The sequence below is a fragment of the Leptolyngbya sp. FACHB-1624 genome (assembly GCF_047649235.1).
Classification (GTDB): domain Bacteria; phylum Cyanobacteriota; class Cyanobacteriia; order Leptolyngbyales; family Leptolyngbyaceae; genus Leptolyngbya; species Leptolyngbya boryana.
On record NZ_CP180258.1, the window covers coordinates 5,936,813 to 5,956,323 of the forward strand.

The window sequence follows — 19,511 nt, forward strand, 5'->3', positions numbered from 1 at the left end:
TTGTGAGAGGGCTATTGCTGAGAAGACTGTTGAGCAGGAACTTGAGCAGCATCCATGATCGCAGCACAATTTTGCAGTTGCAAAATTCCAGAAGTAATAATGCGATCGTTGGCGCTCAGTCCTTCGACGACTTCTTGTTCATTGCCAATAATTCTGCCGAGTTGAATCGGCTTTTGGGCTGCAACTAACATGTCCGGATTCGCTTCAAATTTTCCGCCCCCTTGAGGTGCGGCTGGCTCTGAACACCCCGATGCACTTAGCGGAGCAGCAACAAAAATAAAATCTCTTCCCCCTAATCGAGAGATTGCCGTTGTAGGCACGAGTACGCCAGGTCGATTACTCCAAACAACGCGCGCGCGCACAAATTGCGAAGGTCGCAAGTTCCGCACATTCTCAAAGACTGCTTTTGCTTGCACTGATTGCGTAGTCGAATCAACATTCGGGGCAACAAAGGAAATTCGACCTGTCTGTACTTCTTTGCCTTGATCATCGAGCAGTTTAACAGGTAAGCCTAGCCGCAAAGCGCTCGATCGCTCTAACGGGACTTGAATCTGAACTTCTAACTGCTGATTCTGAGTAATATTCAACAATTGGGAGGTCGGACTCACTGTATCACCGACTTTAATCGGGATTTCCCCAACGGTTCCAGTAAAAGGAGCAGTGATCGTATAGTACTGCAATTGAGCTTGTCCCTCTGCAATATTGGCTTGGGATTGTTCAAAAGCTCGGCGATTTCGCTCAACGACGGATTGCGCGCGGCTAATCGCAGAACGTTGCGCAGCAATATCTGCATCTGCTTGTCGCAAGGCTGCTTGAGCAGTCTGTAGAGCATTTAAACGCTGATCAAGAATTTGTTTACTGGTTGCGCCCTGTCTTTGCAATTCGACAAAGCGATCGTACTCTTTCTGGTTCAATTGCACGTTTGAAAGTGCTGTCGCACGCTGAGCTTGCAGCGATCGTAAAGTTTGCTGTTCGTTTTCAACATCTGCTTGGGCTGAATCAATGTCCGCTGCTGCCGTTTGCGATGCCGATTGCCGACTCGCAACTTGAGCACGCTGTTCGCGATTGTCAATTTGTAAAATAGCTTGCCCGGCAGTCACTTGCTGACCAGGTCTGACATAGATTTGCGAAATCTGTCCACTGACCTGCGGTTGAAGCGTAATGGATTGCCGAGAATCTAAGGTAGCGGCATAGTCAGAGCTATCTTCGATCGTTGAACTTTTCGGGTTTGCCAACGGGACTGGAGTCGGTTGAGGCTTCATCTGACTCACAATCATCAGAGGCAGAATAATCCGATTAAAGACAATCCAACCCAATCCGCCAACAACTGCAAGTCCAATTAACCCTGGAATCAGAAATTTACGCCAGCGCGGACGACGAGGCGGCAATTCTGAAACTGGGGCATCTGTCTGAGCGAATCCAGCGCGATCGGTATTTTCGCCATTCATATTCAAAGTGCTGTCAGGAGGGTTGAATGAAACGGTAGAAGGGGCGAAATCGTCGATCTCAAACTACCGAGCGGTCTTAAAGAAGCTGAGAAACAGATGTATTATTTTAGGAATTCTACCAGAGCATTTCGTACATTACTAAGAATACGAACCATATTGTCTCACTCCACAGGTAGATCTTAGCAACAAAAAAACTAGCTCCATCCATCTTTTCGAGAGTGAGCATAGCATTGTGACTCGATCTAAGTTTTGCCCTACGAGTAGAAGATCCTTATCATAGTCTCGAACACCTAAAGGCGCAAAAAATTCCAGCACTGTTTGTGCTGGAATTTTTTGGTTGACTCTCTGTGCTGACTCTATGCACCCAGTCATCCCCAAGGTGAGCCGGATCGACGATGGCTCATAGCTTGGATGAGAGAGAAACTTTGGGTTCTTCAGAAATCGGAGTTTCTTCGCGTTTTGGCTTGCGATGAATCCGAATGCCTAGAAAGATGTCATAAACAAATCCTAAGAAATCTTCTTTCAAAAGCCCGATCGATTGGGGTGATCCCTTCTCATCCAAAATTGGCTTCGCTGCATAATAAGCAGCTTCATACTTATACCAGGGGACAGCAGGCCATAGATGATGCACCAAGTGATAGTTCTGACCCATAATCAGCCAGTTCAAAATCCTACTCGGATAGACTCTCGCATTCAACCAACGATCTCGTTCCTTAAATGGACGATGAGGCAAATAGTCAAAGAATAATCCCAAGACTAACCCCACGATCGCTAAAGGCACAAACCAAAAATTGAACACATATCCCAGAAAATGAAACTGGCACGCAGCGTAGATTACAAGCGCCAAAGATAGCCGTGCCAAAAACCACTCAAAGAGTTCATTTTTCTTCCATAATTTGCGCTGGAAGAAGAAGAACTCGTGATACATAAACCGTGCATTGATGATCCACAAGGGTCCGAATGTAGATACAACATGATCTGGATCGTTTTCTGGATCATTCACATGAGCATGGTGCTGAATATGAACCCTCGTAAAGACGGGGTAAGAGAAACAGAGGAGGAATGCGCTCCCGTGACCCAAAATTGCATTCATCACTTTATTGCGATGAGCCACACCATGACAGGCATCGTGGATGACTGTTCCAACCATATGTAATGCCAAGACATTAAGGCAGAAACTAATCCAATCCACCCATCCCCAAAACCAATATCCTAACGTCGAGATAATTGCGATCGCGACCGACAGCAAAAAGATCAACAACGTTGGATTAAAATCACCAGGCGCTCCCAGTAACTCCCTTGGAATCGTCAGGGGCTTCGTTGCCGCCTCCGACATCACACCGTCTCTCCTTGCGAATACTCAGAAAAGTATACGTCAAGGCATGTCTTTAAGTTAAGTAACGGCTTTCTAAGATTTTGCAATCGACCCGTTCGCTTCTCTCTAAAGGTAGATTCTTTTGCAGTTGGGAACTTCAGAAGATCAATTTAGGTCAATCCAGTTAGAACGCCGTTCAGAGTTCAAATCTTTCTAAATTAATTCACAACGATCGAGGTTGATTCCCATGTCGCTACGACCTGTAAGCTGGGCAAAAAATAAAAATAAAGTAGTTCGAGGAACGTTACTTTCGTTGAGCGCGATGATGATCGCAAGTAGTGCAGCTGTAGCACAAACGGCTCCAGGCGATGTCATCATTCCCACTGAACCCGATCGGGGCGGTTCAACCACGATTCCGGTTCCCAATCCGGACGGTTCAACTACGATTCCTTCTCCCACGGCTGCGGGCACTCGGTTTGCGTGCCGGGTGAACAATGGACAAAATACGGTGATGTATTTCCCGGAAAATCAGCCGAATCAGGCTTATCCGTGGGCAGTTCCCAGCAATATGGGTGGGGGCTGGGATGCTCTACGTCGGTGTAATGAAATCGCGCGTCGTCTTGAATCATATCGCCCTGATGGTCTGCGAGAAATGACGACTGGCGTTGAGAATGGCTACAACACGATTTGTGTCACGACGGATCGGGTGCCAAGCTGCCGAATTGTGCTGACGGTGCCCAATGGACAAGATCCGTTAGCGACCCGCGATCGTGTTTTCCAAAATCTCTCAGTAGCGGATAGTGGTCAGCAAACCCAAGGCGTTCTAACTTATGGCAGTGGTCGTTCTGATGTGCTTGACCAGTTGGGGAATCTGCTTGGAGTTCGAGGTCGTCGATCGACTGCGGTGACGAATGGTCCAATTAATCTCAAGCCCTTCCTGTCTCGTTCAGATCGAGGAACTGGGGAAAAATTAGTCGGTGGGGTGCAGACTCGGACAAATCGTCCGGCAGGTCAATCGACTCCTCGGATTTTTCAACGCCGCTAAGGGTAGGGAGATGAGGAGATAGGGAGTCAATTTCCAATTTGGGAAAACATTTTTCCTTCTCCTCTTTTTGCTCAAAAACAGTAAAAGGCTCGCGAGATTAAATCGTGAGCCTTTTACTGCTTGAAGACTGGGGCGCTAGGATTCGAACCTAGGAAATGCCGGGACCAAAACCCGGTGCCTTACCGCTTGGCTACGCCCCAACGCGCTGCCTTACGTATATTAACACTAAACCCCAAGAATATGTCAAGAATTTTTAGAGGCATACAAATCTTGGTATCAAGTCGTACTGCTTCCGAGTTGAGATGTTGCGTATGATGAAGAGATAAAAATCCAGTTTTTTATCTCACGCTGATTGGGAGCCGCACGATCGTGAATGCAGCAGAACAAGCGACTAGTTTAGAAACCGCAAGCAAGATTGCAACGATTACAAATTTAATTAAAACTGACTTCCCAGATGCACGAGTCGATCTCAAACCTTGGGCAAATGACCCAGACACCCGTGAACAAGTTGATCCAGACTCGATCGATATCGGATTTCATTTTCCAGGGCGTAGTCGCTTGTTTCAGTGCCGCAGTGTCCTAATTCAGATTCGCTTTCACTCAGATGATGAAACTCACATCAGACGAGCGATTGGCGTTGAGACCGCTGGATTTGATCACCAAGGTAAACAGTGGCAGATGTCCACCGTTCAGGATTGGATTGCTGAAGGAGAAGGTCAACCCGCACCCGAATCGGTGATGCGATTGAAAGAATTTTGTCAGCGAGTTTTAGAAGTCTTCAATCAAACTGCGTGAGATCCGGTTGCCAGCGATAGCGATTCAAACTCAGTTGGGTTGCTTTGAAAACAATGCCTTCGGCTTCTAAACGCGATCGCTGAATATGATCCATCCCTTCTCGACGCGGCGACATCGAGATTTCTCCTTTAGCATTCACGACTCGATGCCAAGGCACAGCCAACGTGTCATCTGTGGCACGAAATAGAGCATATCCGACTAAACGCGCTTGTCTTGGTAGTCCTGCAAGCTCTGCAACTTGTCCATACGTTGCAACTTGCCCATAAGGAATTTGGCGAACGACAGAGTAGATTTTCTGATACTTCGACATTCTCTTATTGCAGACTGCAAATAAAGGCGGCGAGAGCTTTATGGTAATTCGTCTCAGGCTTCATCCACGGGTCATTGACCGTTGTGTAATTGATTCTCGATCGCGTGGCAAAATAGCCCATCCGAATTGTTCTAAACTGCTGTGCTTCGCAATTCATTTCCACTCTCGAATAGGCTGCTTCCGCATTCACTAGATCGTAAATGATTTTGTCGTCAGACTTAATAATGCTATTTGTCTCAATGTAGGAAGTCCCATTTACTTCAGTGTTCGGAACAGGCTTCCAAGCTGGATTTTGCAGCTCGAAGGTTTCGGCTTGAGCGGGAGTCGCAATCAGCAATGCAGCGCTTATGAAAAGAATCGATCGCATTACAACTCCCAAACTCAACTTTTCTATTATGGATTACTTGGGCGAGACAGACGATCGCGAATCTTTTGCAAAGAATTAGAGGTATTGATCGGCGATCGCGGTTGTGGAAGCTGACTGTCAGGCCAATTAGGCAAATCAAAACAAGGACATTCGGTAGGTGGCATCCCCAGAGATCGAGTGGGAACGGGCATTGCACACCGCGCACAAGGATTAATTTCCCAAATGGGTGAAAGTAAATCTGTAATCGTCTGAGTTGTGCCTTCGATATAGCAGTCTCCGGCTTCAGGAGAAGTCACTAACTTCCAGCAAGCCTCAAACTCATCGCTATAACGATCGCCTGCAATCACAGAAGTCGGCTTGACGGCTTGCTGTCCATTATGTGTCATGAGCCGCTTTCCTAACTGTAACCAGTAGGCGAGATACTGTCTAACTTGCTGCTCAGATGCCATAAAATGAGTCACAAAAGATACCTTTAACTTTGCGAGGTTTGAGAAGAATTAGTCTCAATCCCAGGGCAGGTTAAGGAGTGGGATTTTGAGACGAATGATCTACTCCTCTAGGGTATCGTGTCGCTTACCGAGTCAGTGTGAACAAAATCTTTAGAAAGTCTGATCTTTAGAGAATGTCAGTGTAATAGAGTCTCGTTGGAGCAAGCTTTTGATATGTCAGAACTTGCAAGTTGGGGAATGAGGAAAATAGCTCCCTGCTTCCCCAACCCATATAGGACTGCGATCAATTCGCTGTGAGTTTAGTGGGTGAATTCCCTTGAGTTAGCTCTTGGATAAAAGGCTGGCTGCCAAATTGGCGGGCTAGCCTGATCGCTTTCTGGGTATCTGCTCTTGCCGCTTGGTTTTGTCCAATTTGTTCATAAGCCCGAGCGCGGTACTCGTAAGCTTTGACATAAAAGGGATTGAACCGAATTGCAGTTGAGAAATCCTCGATCGCGGCTCGATAATCCTGCATCCAGAAATAAGCAACCCCGCGATCGATATACGGACGCGCCGACCCAGAGGGGAGCAACTTGACAGCTTGATTGAACAAATTAATCGCCGCCCGAAAATTGCGTGCATCAATCTGCTGATAGCCTTGCTCGATCAATGTCCAGAGTTGGGAGTTGGGAGGTTGTCCTGCGGTGGCAACACGCAGTTCGAGTAGGCTCAACTCGCTCTGATATAAATGCCTGGAAGTCTGACGAGCCAAAAGTGCAGCACTTTTTTCAGTATCGAGTTTGGCTTGGCGATCGTCGCCTAATTTCGCGCGCACGAGTGCTAAACCAGAGTACGCGATCGCGGCTGTTGGATCAATTTGCAAAATGCGGTTATAGCTCTCCATGGCTTGTGCAAGCTGTCCACTTTGCAGCTGGGCAAATCCTCTGCCGCTATAGGCTTCCTTGAATTTTGGATCGAGTCGGATCGCTTGGTCAAAGCTCGCGATCGCATTTTCATAATTGCGAGTTCGCAACTGCTGCAATCCGCGTTCAAAGGCGCGATCGCTTTCGCTCGGCTCCATTAATTTCGGAGCCGTCGGCGACACTTGAGCGAAAGATAACGGCTGCCAACCGCCGAGTGAGATCATCAGGCTTAAACATGTAAACAGACAAATCTGAGCACCTTGGGGTGTCTTCATAGCGGGATTTCAGTAAGGAAAGGCGACAAATTCGTAATTTTTTACAGAACTTGTCGGTGACTTCCTTATTAGTGCCCAGTCATACTGCGTCCGATCTCATTAAAGTCAGCATTGTCAATTGAACTTTCGTATAAAAACTTACCGCCGCTAATCACAAGAATGCGATCGGACAATTTCAGCAATTCATCTAAGTCTTCACTGACGAGCAGCACCGCAACGCCGCGATTGCGGGCTTGCAGAATTTGTCCATGAATATCTTCGACGGCTGCGAAGTCTAGACCAAAGCAGGGGTTGGCTGTAATCAGCAGCTTAATGTGATCCGAGGAAAGTTCGCGCGCCAGAACAGCCCGCTGTACGTTTCCGCCCGATAAGTCACGAATGGGTGTCTCAGGCGTTGGCGTTTTAATTTTGAAACTTTGAATCAGAGATTGGGCTGCGTCTCGAATCGCTTTGAAGTAGAGCAGAATTCCTTTCGATTGGGGAGGACGATCGAAGGTTCTTAAGGCTAAATTTTCTGCCACACTCATATGCGGCACGCAGGCATTTTTTAGCGGTTCTTCAGGGAGGACAAAGACGCGATGTTCATACATTTGCGCTCGTGTGGCTTGATAGCGTTCTCCATTGACGAGCACTTCTCCCGCTGTGGGCTGTCGCTGTCCAGCGAGCACTTCCACAAATTCGCGCTGACCATTGCCTGAAATTCCAGCAATTCCGACAATTTCACCACTGCGAACATTCAGATTAATCCCCGAAACGGCTTCGAGTCCGTTATCTTTATCGGCGTGCAGATCGCGAACTTCGAGAACCGGAATCGGAGCATCATGCGTCACTTTCTCAACGGGCTTGGGTTCGCGCCGTTCGCCCATCATCATTTCTGTGATGTCGGGTACGGTGAGAACTTTCATGCTGCCTGTTCCAGCTAATTTGCCGCGTCGCAGTACGGTGATTTCGTCTGTAAAGCTTGTGACCTCACGCATCTTGTGGCTAATCAGTAAGACACTGAGTAAGCCTGCACTGACTTGCTCTCGAAGCAGTCCTAAAATTTCATCGGCTTCGTTGGGAGTCAGGACTGAGGTTGGTTCATCGAGAATCAGAATTTTGCTCTTTAGGTATAGCAGTTTCAGAATTTCTAGCTTTTGTTTTTCCCCAGCTGCCAATTGTCCAACTAGCGCATCTAACGGCAATTGAAAGGGCGAAGTTTGCATGAAAGCCGAGAGCTTTTCACTCTCTTCTTTCCAATTAATGACTAAATTTCCTCCCGATCGCGCAATCACTAAATTTTCTGCAACCGTCATCGCGGGAACAGAGGTGAAATGCTGATAGACCATGCCAATTCCGTATTTTTGGGCATCGCGCGGAGATGCGATCGTACAAGCCTGCCCGTCTAATTTCACCTGTCCGCTGGTTGGCGTATAGAATCCCATCACACATTTGACCAGGGTGCTTTTCCCGGCTCCGTTCTCACCGAGTAGGGCGTGGAACGTTCCAGGTCTGAGGGTCAATGCCACATGGTCTAGAGCGGTAAACGTTCCGAAGCGCTTCGTCATTTCCTGAATTTCGAGAAGTGGCGGAGCGTTTCGAGTCTCGATCGTAGAGGTTTCAATTTCGGTTGTCATGATTACTAATGCGGTTATCTTTGCGCTTCGGTTCCGTTGGCTGACTTATTGTTTCAATCTTCCAGTCTGCGAGACTGTCATCCTGAGACGGGAAGCCTGGCGATTTTTGGAGGTTCTTCCCGGATCTCTACCCTTCTAATTCAAAGTTCCCAATGCTCCCGGTGCTCCTGAGATGGTTCGTTTCGGGGAACAGGTCAAAATCATAATCACTAACGTCAACACATACGGTGCTGCATTAAACAGATAATATCCCCCGTCGATGCCGACTGCTTGCAGGGCAGGGCCGACAGCTTGTGCTCCTCCAAAGAGGAGTGAAGCCCACAAACACTGAACGGGATTCCATCGTGCAAAAATCACGAGTGCCACTGCCATCAGTCCTTGCCCACTCGAAATCCGTTCTGACCAACTTCCCGGATAGTACAGCGACAAATACGCGCCTCCAACTCCGGCTAAAAATCCACCTGCCATTGTGCAGAGCATCCGCACTTTCTTGATCGAAATGCCCATTGCCAACGCTGCTTCTGGATTGTCTCCTACAGCGCGGATAAATAAACCCCAGCGCGTTGTTTTGAAAAACCAGGTCATCGCAGGTGCAATTAAAATTCCCAGGACAAACAATGGATTAATTTTGAAAGTCTGCTGGATTTGTGCGATCGAACTCCAATCTCCGAGTCCAATTGCCGGAAGTTGCGGCGCAGAAGGTTGAATGAACGGCTTTCCGAAAAAGAATGCCAAGCCACTGCCAAAAATAATCATGGCAATCCCCACGGCGACATCATTGACTTTGGGTTGTTGAGACAGCCACGCATGAATGAATCCCAAAAACACTCCCGAAAGTCCAGCGACAAAGACACCGAGCCAGGGAGAAAGAGCACTGCCAACCATCCCTTGTGTAAGATAAGAAACGCCATAAGCACTCATCGCTCCCATCAACAACGTTCCTTCTAAGCCGAGGTTGATCTTGCCGCTTTTCTCGGTCAAGCATTCTCCTAAGCTGACAAACAAAAAGGGCGCGCTACCTCTCAAGGTTCCCGCCACAATGGCTAAGGGCACTCCCCACCAACCGATCGCTTCTGTTGCCATATTGAATTAACCTCCTAAAACTGCAGACGCTGCGGGCACTTTCGGTGCGGGTTCTTTGAACACTCGGAATCGACCGTACAAAGATTCGCTGTACAGAACCACGAGGAACACTAACCCTTGAAGGACAAAGACGGTAGCATCGGGCATTCCTAACCGTCGCTGCAAGATGCTCCCACTGGCGAGAATGCCGCCAAATAAAATGGCAATTAAACCCGCAGCGATCGGGTTATTTCGGGCAACGAATGCAACGAGAATGCCAGAATAACCGTAGTTTGCGTTCAGGGATTCATTGGCTCGTCCATGCACTGCGGCGATTTCAACCATTCCCGCGAGTCCTGCACAAGAGCCTGCGAGAAAACAAATCGCGATCGCAAGTTGTCCGACTGGAAGTCCAGCAATGCGGGCAGCTTTAATGTTGCCTCCCGCCGTTCGAGCCGCGAATCCAAACGTTGTGCGCTGGATTAAGAAGTAAGCAATCACACAGGCAATAATGCCGTAGATCAAACCGTAATGCACTCTGGGAAACAGGGGGATTGTGCCTAAGCGATCAAGGTCTGGAATGGCATAGCTAGAAGGTTTATTTAACGAGCTTGGATCGCGCATCGGGCCACCGACGAGATGATTTAACAGCGCGATCGCAATATAGTTCATCAATAAGCTACTAATGGTTTCATTTACACCTCGGTAATGGCGCAGAGCACCAACGATTGCAATCCACAATCCGCCTGCACCCATTCCTGCAAGCGCCATCATCAGTTGCGTAATCGTGGCTGGAGCTTGATTGACCGCAGAGAGTCCAACGATCGTTGCGGCAATTCCTCCGATGACCAGTGCGCCTTCATTGCCGATGATTACTAGCCCCAAGCGGGCGGGCAATGCGGTACAGAGAGAAGTGAGCATCAGCGGCGCGGCGCGGATCAGGGAATTTTGGAAGGACAGCCAACTGCCGAATGCAGCTTGATAAATCGCTCCATATACTTCAAAAGGATTTGTCCCAACTGCGAAGCAGAATAGACCAAATAGAAAAAGTGAAAACAGTAGAGCGCCGATCGGAATACAGATCGCCTCTAAAGTTCTCCGCCATGTCCCGGTGGTAAGCATATCAAAACACCCTATGCTGAATAGGGCGAAGTCTACAGTTGAGAAGTCATCCTTTCATATTCACGATGTTTTCACTGTGTCTAAATTGACGTTTTGTCAGAGTGTCATAGGTTTTAATGATCTTTTTCTTTTGTGCTTTTTTGCTACTGCGAATAATATTTTGGTGGTTTGCGTTCCCGAATTCGGATGAAGCTTACTACTGGTTATGGGGACAACATCTCGATTGGTCTTACTATGACCATCCGCCTTTAGAGGCTTGGATACAAGGTCTGTTCACTTCTTTGTTCGGGCGTTCAGCGTTCGTGCTACGACTCCCGAACTTGTTCAGTAATGTTGCTTTTTTCTACACTTATTATCGAATTGTTATTTATCTTCATAAAAATCTAGAGTTTTGGAAAGTGATGCTTTTGGTAGTATCATCGCCGCTCTATTTTATATTTCTAGGTTTTGCTTGGCATGATCATTTGTTGATCACAGCTTCCCTTATATCTGCGTATTTATTGATTCGGTTTTTAGATACTTATTTGACAGATGGCAGAGGAGAAACTTGGCGGTTGTACGCAAGCGCGATCGCGCTTTCTTTCGCGTTTCTTTCTAAATACAATGCGATTTTTGTCGCGATCGGCTTTTTTGCAACGGTAATCACACATGCTCGATTACGACCGTTATTTCGCGATCGCAGGCTGTATATCGCAATTGCGATCGCTTCTACTGCGTTGATTCCAATTGTCATTTGGAATGTCTCAAACGATTTTCTGTCTTTTCGATATTATGTCGATCGTAGTGTTCGCCCAGTCGATCCTGGAATCAAAATTGGTCCATTTCTAGGGTTTACATTAGTTTCACTGTTTGTTGTTCCGCCGTTTAGCTGGATTGGCTTTTACCAACTGTTGAAAACTCGCTTACCCATTCAATCGATTTATCCAACTGTAGCGTTTTGGGTGTTTGTTCCTTCAACAATTGGATTAACTATCATTTCGCTTGTTTCGGCTGCATTGTATTACTGGAACATTACAGCGTATCTATTATTATTTCCGCTGCTGCCTTTTGTGTTCCGAAATTTCAAAGCACAGGCGATCTATGGCTTGATTATTTCGGCAGTACTTGTTTTTCACTATACGGTCTTCCCGTTGACTGCCTTGATTGATCAACAGAGTGATCCAGATTCACGAATGTTATTTGGATGGAAAGAGGTTGCAGCGATCGTTGAATCTGAAGCTCGAACGCTGAACGCACCGCTGCTTGTCACGTCTGATTATCGGTCTGCTTCAGCTTTAGCGTATCAAATGAATAATCGCGATGTGATTGCCATTAGCGATCGCATTGATCAGTTTGATTTTTGGCATCGGAATTTACCCAGTGGCAAAGATGCAGTCATTGTTTCGGATGATTGGTATCCGGCGGAATTAATGGTACTCTCAAAATTCGATCGTACTTCTGAGCCGATCACAGTTCCTGTCAAACGCTTTGGAGTCTGGATCAAAAATTACTATGTTCGTAAAGGCTATGGACTGAAATCATGACGGATTGCATTCACTTGAGCCGAATTCGTGGCTACGGCTACATGGGCGCATTACCAGAAGAACAAATTTTGGGGCAATGGTTTGAGGTTGATCTCACTTTATGGTTGGATTTATCCAAGCCAGGACGCACTGATGTGTTGGCAGACACGCTCGACTATTGCAATGTGATTGACGACGTTCAAACGCTGATTAAGACCTCAAAGTTTCTTTTACTAGAGAAGTTAGCAACCGCGATCTCAGATAAGATTTTGGGCTATCAGCAGGTCAATCAGGTGCAGGTCAAAGTAGTCAAACCAGCCGCTCCAATTCCTGACTTTGACGGCAAGATTACGATCGACATTCTTCGCAAGAAAGGTTAACTGCTGGTTGACTCTAATTCTGCGTGACTCCATGATTTATTCAGCCAAAATCTGAGTCAAAGCTGATCACGCGTTGATTGTACCGCCGCTTTTGACGCGTAACCGACCCTTTATTAGAAGAAAGCCAGAATTACCTGCTCGACATCAATGACTTACGCTTTCATATCGCTAATACGTTCGAGATTAATTTGACTCGAAGTTGATCGCCCGTCTTCACAGTGACTCTATGTGCATTACGACTCGTTAAGGCTTCAGGTGCTCGCGTGGGATGGATTAGTCCGTATACAATCGTGTTACAAGCCTTGGACTATTGCCGGACTAATGCACGTCCTACAACCGTCCTCAAATGTGTATTGCAAGAGATGCACCGATTCCAGAGGAGCTTAAGAGCATTTTGCCTACGGTGGAACAGTTGGAAATAGAGCTAGAGAATGCGGCGGGTGAAATTGAAGCTCGCGAGCAAGAGCAGCATACAGACTAGTATCTATGGCAGCGTTACAGCTGATTGCAGCGTCAAGATATACATGCTGCCTTGAGGAATTTTTACTACAGTTGCTTTTTTGGGAGAAAGTAACCCATACACTAGCCCAATCCCTGTTCCAGCCAGTGCACCTTTCTTGATGCCATCGACATCGTTGATATTACCTGCACCGAAGGCAGTTCCAACCAGTCGTCCACCCACTTGACTTGCTTCGCGAGCACGATCGAGGCCAGATTGAACGGTCACCGTTTGCCCTGGAATCAAGACACTAGAAGCCTGGATGGGAACAGTTCGCCCACGAATCACCAGGAAGTCTGCCATGACGGAAACGCCACCTTTGCCGGGTTTAAGCCGAGCACTGAGCAAGGCGCCTTTGGGTGCGATTTCGTTGCCTGCTTCATCGAAGATGGGTTGAGCGAGGAACAAAGTCGTCGTTTGCTCAGTATCAGCGGTGAGTGTGAGATCAGCAGGAAAAGCAATTGCGATCGCACTCATCGCAGGAATGGTGCGGGTTGAGGTGGGATTGACAGCAGGATTCGTATAAACGGCTGTTGGGGTTCCGGCGGGTTGGAGGTCTTGCGTTCCAGCGTGAGCGGGGAGGTAGGGAGTCAGGCAGGTTGCAGCAGCGATCAACGTTGCGGAGAGGTTTGCGAATTTCATAATGAGGATTCCTCGTGAGTGTGTTGGGTGTTATCTTCTTCTACGAACAGGTCGATCGTTTTATTCACGAGTGTCTTAAGAAGGCAAAAAAGTGAGCATCTTGATCGCTCAAAATGCTCACCGTCCAGATAGAAAACACACTCACGATCTACCAAGATGGAAACTTAAAGAAGTCCTGGGTATCAGCAGGTCTCAATTCTGTCATTTGTGAATCTGAGGGATCTACAGGCTTGGTTTCATGCTCCCGGTCGCCAGGTTCAACACAACTGTCAGGGGGTGCAACAGTTTTGCCTTCACATTGAGTACAAGCTCCACTATGAATCAAAGTCCAACCAATGCGATTTAAGCCGAGATCGGTTTTGGTTTCATAGATGCCAGAGAAGTTTTGCCGGAAACAACCTTTTTGCATAAATGCGTTTTCTTCAGCAGTCGGGGTCTCGTTGGCTTTGACAGTTGGGCTGATGGCTCCCAGTAAAAAGAGCGAGAATGCGGCTCCGAGGAAGAATTTAGATTTCATGAAATTAGTTCCTATGTGAGAAAGTGAGGACGATCTAGATTTAGAAGTTGGATCTCAGCTTCGCTTAGCCCATGAGAAGCTACGAATTGGGACATTGAGCGAAGTCGAAACGTGGCTTACCATTTGAGTAAGCTTTCAATGAATTTGTTGTTTGCTTCGGTCTTAATCGCTTCGAGCTTCCCATCTGTGGCAATCTTCACCGATTGAACTTGAGCATCGGCTTGGTAGGCTGCCGCATCTCTCGTCGCAGCCGCTTTGACAAAATCACTACAGTCTTTACCCGCAGCAGTCGGAGTCGAGGTCTTCGAGTATTCTTCGTCGCGGCTGCTATTGCGATTTGAGTTCGAGCGATCTCGTTTACCTTCATCCGAGCTTGCATGATTGTGCGAGGCAGCTTTTTCGTCTGACATATTTGCTCCGATGCCCATGAAGCTTGCTCCTCTGGAGCTTTTCTCACTGGAGGTACTGGCATCGTTGTCGGTTTTCTTCCAAGCATCATTCTCAGCAGATTGGGACATGCCATCGCGACCGGATGAACTGCGGTGTTCGGCAGTAGCATCTTTGACGACATCATTGCAGAGGAGACGAGGGTCAGTGGAGAGTACGCTGCTACCAGGGTCGAGAATCGAACCGCCGTATTTGTCGAGTGGGCCTGCGAAAGCGGGAGTCAGGGGAGCGAGGCAGGATGCGGTTGTGAGCAAGGTAGCAGCGATTTTTGCGAATTTCATGATTGAGACTCCTTGAAGTAGTGCGAAGTGTTTTCTGGATTGGTTCTACTCACCTTTACGATTGGGTGAGTGGGTTTATTCAGTGCAGGATGCGAGTGAGTTTTGAGTTGACTCAAATCCTTGCTACTTCTCTCTACGATGGAGAAGGCTGAGTTATTCATCTCCATTAAAAAAGCCACGATTATGATCAATCGTGGCTTCTCGTCTCCAAACGATATATTTTCGAGTCGAGATCGAAGATCAGATCACCAGGAGTTCATCTCGATCGATTGAACAGATCGACCCGAATGCGTTGATTTTTGAGATTTCACAATTGGTACGACAAGAGAAAAACTAACTTTGCTGGCTTTGATAGAGTTAATGATACAGAAGTCACTTCTCTGTCGCCCCTTCGTCTAGAAGTCGCACTATGACAAATTGAGAACTCCTTGCTCCCAGAACAGATCGATCTGTTAGATCAGATTCTGGCGACCTCACCCGATCAGGGTTATGTTTTCGATTGCAGAGAACGATATCTATATGCCAGCCCAAAAGGATTAGCTGAATTACGACTGGCGTAATTAACGGGTTGAATGTGAAGTGTTCAAAAGGGAGAACAGTGATGAGTATGGAGCGGCGATTTTTAACTTATAGTGCAGCGATCGGCTTGACGATCATCGCTACCCTCCTTAGCTTTTGGTTAGAGGACATTCTCTCTCGAACGACCGGAGTCTTCTTCTACATTGCGATTGCGATTAGCACTTGGTATGGGGGGCGGCGATCAGGCATCGTTACAACGGTTCTCTCTGTACTAGCTCTCGACTATTACTTCATTGTCCCTATTCACCAAATTCATATCTCCAAATTTGAAGACTTTTTTTGGCTTCTTCTCGTTGCAATTGTAGGACTAGTCATCAATTTTTTAACGGCTACCTTACAGGAAAGTAAACAAATTGCAGCAGAGCGAATGCAGCTTCTGCGGCAGGAGCAAGCAGCCCACAACGAGATGGAGGTGCTGCTACAACAATTAGAAGCAGAACGGCATCAATTGGAACAGATACTTCAACAAATGCCTGTAGGAGTGGCGATCGCAGAAGCCCCGTCTGGCAAACTCCTCTTTCATAATGAAGAAGCTACTCGGTTACTAAGGCATCCCCTAATCGAATCAGATACGTATCAGGGATATATCCAATACGGCGCAATCCATGCCGATGGACAGCCTTACAAACCAGACGAGTACCCGCTCGCACGTTCTCTGTTGTCTGGAGAAGTGGTCAAAGCGGAGGAAATGCCCTATCGGCGGGGAGACGGCACAACCACTTTATTTGCAGTTAGTTCCGCTCCAATCCTAAATCAAGCTGGACAAATTGTTTCAACGGTTAGCACTTTTGAAGATATTCGAGATCGTAAACACGCAGAACAAAACTTAGCGAAAGAACTCCTGCGGATTCAGACTCTCTTCAATACCTCCTTTGATGGCATTGTAATTTTGGATGGGCAAGGCAGAGTCGTGAATGCCAATCCCCGTTTTGCTGAAATGATAGGGTACACCCTAGAAGAAACTTCAAGGCTCCATGTCTCTGATTGGGATGCTCAGTTCACTGACGAAGAACTTCAGCAAGTTATGCAAGACTGCTTAAGCAGAAAACAGGGATTGTTTGAAACGAAACACCGCTGCAAAAATGGCTCAATCTATGATGTAGAAATTAGCTACAACGTCGTGGAGTGGGAGGGAGAGATCTTACGCTTCTGTGCTTGTCGAAATATTAACGAACGGAAACGGATCGAAGCTGAGCGTCGTCAGTTTCAGCTTGTTTTGCAAGAGAAGGAAGCTTCATACCGTCAACTATTTGAAAGCAATCCCCAACCTATGTGGGTATACGACCTGGAGACATTACAGTTTCTAGCCGTTAATCCTGCTGCTATTGCCAAATATGGCTATTCCGAAAGCGAGTTTTTGTCTTTGACCATCGCTGATATTCGTCCTCCTGAAGATGTGCCGCGCTTACTAGAAAATGTTACGAGGGTTGAAGAAGGTTTAGACCTTGCTGGGATCTGGCAGCATCGGATGAAAGACAGTCGCCTCATTCTGGTTGATATCGTCTCTCATACCCTAGAGTTTGCAGGACGACGGGCTGAACTGGTGCTGGCTCACGACATTACCGATCGTAAACGTGCTGAAGAAGCACTACAGGAAAGAGAAGCCATTCTTCAGCTATTTGCCCACAATGCTCCAGCAGGCATTGCTATGTTCGATCGAGAGATGCGTTATGTGATGGCAAGCCAGCGTTGGACAGAGGATTATAATCAAGCGATAATCGGGCGATCGATTTACGACCTCTTCCCTGACTTGCCCGAACGGTGGCGACAAGTTCATCAACGCTGTTTAGCAGGGGCGATTGAGAAATGTGATGAGGATTTGTTTGTGTGGGCAGATGGTACCCAGCAATGGATACGTTGGGAAACTCGTCCCTGGTATACCGCAACGGATGAGATCGGTGGAATCATCATCTCTGCTGAAGATATCACCCAACGTAAACAATCAGAGATAGCCATTCTGCAATTAAATCAGGAACTCCAGCAAAAAGTGACTGAATTGCAGACGTTGTTAGAGGTGATTCCGATCGGGATTGGCATTGCTGAAGATCCAGAATGTCAGCAAATTCGAGTCAATCCCGCCTTTGCCGACGCACTCGGTATTTCGTCTACGGTCAATGCGTCGCTCAACGCACCGGAAAAGGAGCGCCCAACCAACTTCAAGGTCTATCAAAATGGACGAGAAATGGCACCGGAAGAATTACCGCTCCAATACGCGGCGGCTCATGGCGTTGAAATTCGAGATTTAGAAGTTGAGGTTGTCTTGCAGGATGGCACAACCATCACACTTCTGGAATATGCCGCTCCCCTATTGGATGAAGCTGGACAGCCGAGGGGCAGCGTGGGAGCCTTTCTGGACATCACTGATCGCAAACGAGCAGAGATCGCGTTGCAGGAAAGCCAGGAACGATACCGCACGCTAGCTCACAACTTTCCCAATGGATCCGTGTTACTGTTCGATCAGGATTTGCGCTATGTCTTGGCAGAGGGGCAGGCATTAGCCCAAGCTGGGCTGACATCCTTAGTAGGAAAGACGATTTGGGAAGCGCTGGATGCTGAAATCTGTCGCTTGCTTGAACCCCTGTACCGAGCGGCACTGTCAGGGCAGGTTCAGACGATGGAAATTCCCTTTGGAGATCGCATCTATTTTGTTCACTGTTTACCCATTTTCGATGATCAGGAATGTGTGAATCTGGGTATGGTGATGGCTCAAGACATTACCCTGCGAAAGCAGGCAGAACAGGTCTTGAAAACGGCGCGAGATGAGTTAGAACGGCAGGTACAGGAACGCACCAGAGAACTCCAAGAAGCAAATATTCTGCTAGCTCAACGGGAACGAGAGTTTAGGACACTAGTGGAAAATACGCCGGATGTGATTACCCGCTACGATCGTCAGTACCGCTATCTTTATGTCAATCCGGCTAAAGCCAAACTAGCTAACATTCCACTGGAGTCTTACCTCGGCAAGAAGCCTTCCGAATTAAATCACTTCAAAGATATGACTCAATTCTGGGAGGCATCTCTTGAAGAGGTGTTTGCCACAGGTGAAATGCGAATCGATGAGATCACGTTCGTTACGTTAAATGAACCTAGAATCTACCACGTCTACATGGTTCCAGAACGAGATGCCAATCATTCCATTACTTCTGTGTTAGCAATTGGACGAGATATTACTCAACTCAGACAGGCTGAAGCATCCACCCGCAAGTTTGCTGAAGAGTTGCAACGCTCAAATCAGGAGTTAGAACAGTTCGCCTATGTCGCCTCCCACGATTTACAGGAACCACTGAGAGCTATTACAAGCTTTACTCAACTCCTGGCGCAGGATTACCGAGAGCAACTCGATGATGATGCCGACATGTACATCGAGTTTATTGTGGATGGCGCAACTCGAATGAAACAATTGATCAGAGATTTGCTCGCCTACTCTAGGATAGGTCGTTATGAACTGCAACGACAATCCGTCGATTGCAATGCCCTACTAGAACGAGTCAAGAAAGACCTACAGATACAGATCGCTGAGAACCAGGCGATGATCACAGCAGACCCCCTGCCCATCATTACGGCAGACCCCAATCAAATCGCAAATCTCCTACAAAACTTAATTAGTAATTCCTTGAAGTACCGGAGTGAGGCAGATCCACGGATCCACCTTTCAGCTCAACGTTGTACAGTAGAAGGCGCTGATGATTTGAGCCCTCCTGGTTCTTCGCGCTTGACAATGAAAACTGAAGAATGGTTGTTCTCTATTCAGGACAATGGCATTGGGATTAAGCCTCAATATGCTAAACGCATCTTTGGTATCTTTCAGCGCCTACATACCAACGATCAATATTCTGGCACGGGTTTAGGATTAGCTATTTGTCAGAAGATCATCGACCGACATCAAGGACGAATTTGGGTTGAGTCTCAACTGGGGCAGGGAGCAACCTTTTTCTTCACAATTCCTCTGTAAGAACTC

Annotated in this window: 18 protein-coding genes and 1 tRNA gene; 6 read left to right on the plus strand and 13 right to left on the minus strand. The window is 47.3% G+C overall.

Features of this window, described 5'->3' with window-relative positions:
• Nucleotides 1-11: 11 nt before the first annotated feature.
• Both ACMUEV_RS28270 and crtR read right to left on the minus strand, forming a co-directional pair.
• Nucleotides 12-1,448 carry an efflux RND transporter periplasmic adaptor subunit gene (locus tag ACMUEV_RS28270; RefSeq protein WP_017285829.1) on the minus strand — a complete coding sequence of 479 codons (1,437 nt, stop codon included), beginning with the start codon at nucleotides 1,446-1,448 and terminating at the stop codon, nucleotides 12-14.
• A 400-nt stretch (nucleotides 1,449-1,848) separates the two neighbouring features.
• Nucleotides 1,849-2,784 (minus strand): beta-carotene hydroxylase, encoded by a 936-nt coding sequence (gene crtR, locus ACMUEV_RS28275; protein WP_017285827.1) that lies wholly within the window; start codon nucleotides 2,782-2,784, stop codon nucleotides 1,849-1,851.
• Nucleotides 2,785-3,010: 226 nt separating this feature from the next.
• Here crtR and ACMUEV_RS28280 point away from each other — a divergent pair, with 226 nt between their 5' ends.
• Nucleotides 3,011-3,808: a COP23 domain-containing protein gene (locus ACMUEV_RS28280; RefSeq protein WP_190653004.1), complete on the plus strand. Its 798-nt coding sequence runs from the start codon at nucleotides 3,011-3,013 to the stop codon at nucleotides 3,806-3,808.
• Between the two features lie 127 nt (nucleotides 3,809-3,935).
• On the opposite strand, the gene ACMUEV_RS28285 is transcribed toward ACMUEV_RS28280, so the two are convergent.
• A tRNA-Gln gene (locus tag ACMUEV_RS28285) sits at nucleotides 3,936-4,008 on the minus strand.
• Between the two features lie 169 nt (nucleotides 4,009-4,177).
• Between ACMUEV_RS28285 and ACMUEV_RS28290 the strand changes: the two genes are divergently transcribed.
• A complete protein-coding gene (locus tag ACMUEV_RS28290; protein ID WP_017285825.1) occupies nucleotides 4,178-4,603 on the plus strand; it encodes a hypothetical protein in 426 nt (141 codons plus the stop codon).
• Here the strand turns inward: ACMUEV_RS28290 and ACMUEV_RS28295 are convergent.
• The 7 genes from ACMUEV_RS28295 to ACMUEV_RS28325 all read right to left on the minus strand — a co-directional run bounded on the left by ACMUEV_RS28295 (nucleotide 4,587) and on the right by ACMUEV_RS28325 (nucleotide 10,706).
• The gene (locus ACMUEV_RS28295; RefSeq protein ID WP_190653003.1) at nucleotides 4,587-4,913 is read right to left on the minus strand and encodes an MGMT family protein; all 327 of its coding nucleotides are present in this window, start codon (nucleotides 4,911-4,913) and stop codon (nucleotides 4,587-4,589) included. The genes ACMUEV_RS28290 and ACMUEV_RS28295 overlap by 17 nt on opposite strands.
• A gap of 4 nt (nucleotides 4,914-4,917) precedes the next feature.
• Nucleotides 4,918-5,280, minus strand: a complete 363-nt coding sequence (locus ACMUEV_RS28300) for a hypothetical protein (protein WP_017285823.1) — start codon at nucleotides 5,278-5,280, stop codon at nucleotides 4,918-4,920.
• A 26-nt stretch (nucleotides 5,281-5,306) separates the two neighbouring features.
• A complete protein-coding gene (locus tag ACMUEV_RS28305) occupies nucleotides 5,307-5,729 on the minus strand; it encodes a hypothetical protein (RefSeq protein ID WP_190653002.1) in 423 nt (140 codons plus the stop codon).
• A 283-nt stretch (nucleotides 5,730-6,012) separates the two neighbouring features.
• The gene (locus tag ACMUEV_RS28310) at nucleotides 6,013-6,906 is read right to left on the minus strand and encodes a tetratricopeptide repeat protein (RefSeq protein ID WP_190653001.1); all 894 of its coding nucleotides are present in this window, start codon (nucleotides 6,904-6,906) and stop codon (nucleotides 6,013-6,015) included.
• Nucleotides 6,907-6,974: 68 nt separating this feature from the next.
• The gene (locus ACMUEV_RS28315) at nucleotides 6,975-8,522 is read right to left on the minus strand and encodes an ABC transporter ATP-binding protein (RefSeq protein ID WP_190653000.1); all 1,548 of its coding nucleotides are present in this window, start codon (nucleotides 8,520-8,522) and stop codon (nucleotides 6,975-6,977) included.
• Nucleotides 8,523-8,657: 135 nt separating this feature from the next.
• A complete protein-coding gene (locus tag ACMUEV_RS28320; RefSeq protein ID WP_017285819.1) occupies nucleotides 8,658-9,605 on the minus strand; it encodes an ABC transporter permease in 948 nt (315 codons plus the stop codon).
• A gap of 6 nt (nucleotides 9,606-9,611) precedes the next feature.
• Nucleotides 9,612-10,706: an ABC transporter permease gene (locus tag ACMUEV_RS28325; RefSeq protein ID WP_017285818.1), complete on the minus strand. Its 1,095-nt coding sequence runs from the start codon at nucleotides 10,704-10,706 to the stop codon at nucleotides 9,612-9,614.
• 116 nt (nucleotides 10,707-10,822) lie between these two features.
• Here ACMUEV_RS28325 and ACMUEV_RS28330 point away from each other — a divergent pair, with 116 nt between their 5' ends.
• The 3 genes from ACMUEV_RS28330 to ACMUEV_RS28340 all read left to right on the plus strand — a co-directional run bounded on the left by ACMUEV_RS28330 (nucleotide 10,823) and on the right by ACMUEV_RS28340 (nucleotide 13,069).
• The gene (locus ACMUEV_RS28330) at nucleotides 10,823-12,229 is read left to right on the plus strand and encodes an ArnT family glycosyltransferase (RefSeq protein ID WP_190652999.1); all 1,407 of its coding nucleotides are present in this window, start codon (nucleotides 10,823-10,825) and stop codon (nucleotides 12,227-12,229) included.
• A complete protein-coding gene (gene folB / locus ACMUEV_RS28335; RefSeq protein WP_190652998.1) occupies nucleotides 12,226-12,588 on the plus strand; it encodes a dihydroneopterin aldolase in 363 nt (120 codons plus the stop codon). The genes ACMUEV_RS28330 and folB overlap by 4 nt, the downstream gene beginning before the upstream one ends.
• 346 nt (nucleotides 12,589-12,934) lie before the next feature.
• Complete coding sequence (locus ACMUEV_RS28340; RefSeq protein WP_277880452.1) at nucleotides 12,935-13,069, plus strand: hypothetical protein; 135 nt, start codon at nucleotides 12,935-12,937, stop codon at nucleotides 13,067-13,069.
• Nucleotides 13,070-13,072: 3 nt separating this feature from the next.
• Here the strand turns inward: ACMUEV_RS28340 and ACMUEV_RS28345 are convergent, their stop codons facing one another.
• The 3 genes from ACMUEV_RS28345 to ACMUEV_RS28355 form a co-directional block, all read right to left on the minus strand.
• Nucleotides 13,073-13,729, minus strand: a complete 657-nt coding sequence (locus ACMUEV_RS28345) for a hypothetical protein (protein WP_190652997.1) — start codon at nucleotides 13,727-13,729, stop codon at nucleotides 13,073-13,075.
• Between the two features lie 148 nt (nucleotides 13,730-13,877).
• Nucleotides 13,878-14,246: a hypothetical protein gene (locus ACMUEV_RS28350; RefSeq protein ID WP_190652996.1), complete on the minus strand. Its 369-nt coding sequence runs from the start codon at nucleotides 14,244-14,246 to the stop codon at nucleotides 13,878-13,880.
• A gap of 116 nt (nucleotides 14,247-14,362) precedes the next feature.
• Complete coding sequence (locus tag ACMUEV_RS28355) at nucleotides 14,363-14,974, minus strand: hypothetical protein (RefSeq protein ID WP_190652995.1); 612 nt, start codon at nucleotides 14,972-14,974, stop codon at nucleotides 14,363-14,365.
• Nucleotides 14,975-15,575: 601 nt separating this feature from the next.
• Between ACMUEV_RS28355 and ACMUEV_RS28360 the strand changes: the two genes are divergently transcribed.
• The gene (locus tag ACMUEV_RS28360; RefSeq protein ID WP_190652994.1) at nucleotides 15,576-19,505 is read left to right on the plus strand and encodes a PAS domain S-box protein; all 3,930 of its coding nucleotides are present in this window, start codon (nucleotides 15,576-15,578) and stop codon (nucleotides 19,503-19,505) included.
• Nucleotides 19,506-19,511 lie beyond the last annotated feature (6 nt).

Bases quoted from the DNA above. Each gene is read 5' to 3' on its own strand.
- crtR (WP_017285827.1), bottom strand. From the start codon at position 2,784: ATGTCGGAGGCGGCAACGAAGCCCCTGACGATTCCAAGGGAGTTACTG.
- ACMUEV_RS28360 (WP_190652994.1), top strand. From the start codon at position 15,576: ATGAGTATGGAGCGGCGATTTTTAACTTATAGTGCAGCGATCGGCTTG.
- ACMUEV_RS28330 (WP_190652999.1), top strand. From the start codon at position 10,823: ATGATCTTTTTCTTTTGTGCTTTTTTGCTACTGCGAATAATATTTTGG.
- ACMUEV_RS28350 (WP_190652996.1), bottom strand. From the start codon at position 14,246: ATGAAATCTAAATTCTTCCTCGGAGCCGCATTCTCGCTCTTTTTACTG.
- ACMUEV_RS28325 (WP_017285818.1), bottom strand. From the start codon at position 10,706: ATGCTTACCACCGGGACATGGCGGAGAACTTTAGAGGCGATCTGTATT.
- ACMUEV_RS28340 (WP_277880452.1), top strand. From the start codon at position 12,935: ATGTGTATTGCAAGAGATGCACCGATTCCAGAGGAGCTTAAGAGCATT.
- ACMUEV_RS28320 (WP_017285819.1), bottom strand. From the start codon at position 9,605: ATGGCAACAGAAGCGATCGGTTGGTGGGGAGTGCCCTTAGCCATTGTG.
- ACMUEV_RS28270 (WP_017285829.1), bottom strand. From the start codon at position 1,448: ATGAATGGCGAAAATACCGATCGCGCTGGATTCGCTCAGACAGATGCC.
- ACMUEV_RS28355 (WP_190652995.1), bottom strand. From the start codon at position 14,974: ATGAAATTCGCAAAAATCGCTGCTACCTTGCTCACAACCGCATCCTGC.
- ACMUEV_RS28295 (WP_190653003.1), bottom strand. From the start codon at position 4,913: ATGTCGAAGTATCAGAAAATCTACTCTGTCGTTCGCCAAATTCCTTAT.
- ACMUEV_RS28300 (WP_017285823.1), bottom strand. From the start codon at position 5,280: ATGCGATCGATTCTTTTCATAAGCGCTGCATTGCTGATTGCGACTCCC.
- ACMUEV_RS28345 (WP_190652997.1), bottom strand. From the start codon at position 13,729: ATGAAATTCGCAAACCTCTCCGCAACGTTGATCGCTGCTGCAACCTGC.
- ACMUEV_RS28280 (WP_190653004.1), top strand. From the start codon at position 3,011: ATGTCGCTACGACCTGTAAGCTGGGCAAAAAATAAAAATAAAGTAGTT.
- ACMUEV_RS28310 (WP_190653001.1), bottom strand. From the start codon at position 6,906: ATGAAGACACCCCAAGGTGCTCAGATTTGTCTGTTTACATGTTTAAGC.
- ACMUEV_RS28305 (WP_190653002.1), bottom strand. From the start codon at position 5,729: ATGGCATCTGAGCAGCAAGTTAGACAGTATCTCGCCTACTGGTTACAG.
- folB (WP_190652998.1), top strand. From the start codon at position 12,226: ATGACGGATTGCATTCACTTGAGCCGAATTCGTGGCTACGGCTACATG.
- ACMUEV_RS28315 (WP_190653000.1), bottom strand. From the start codon at position 8,522: ATGACAACCGAAATTGAAACCTCTACGATCGAGACTCGAAACGCTCCG.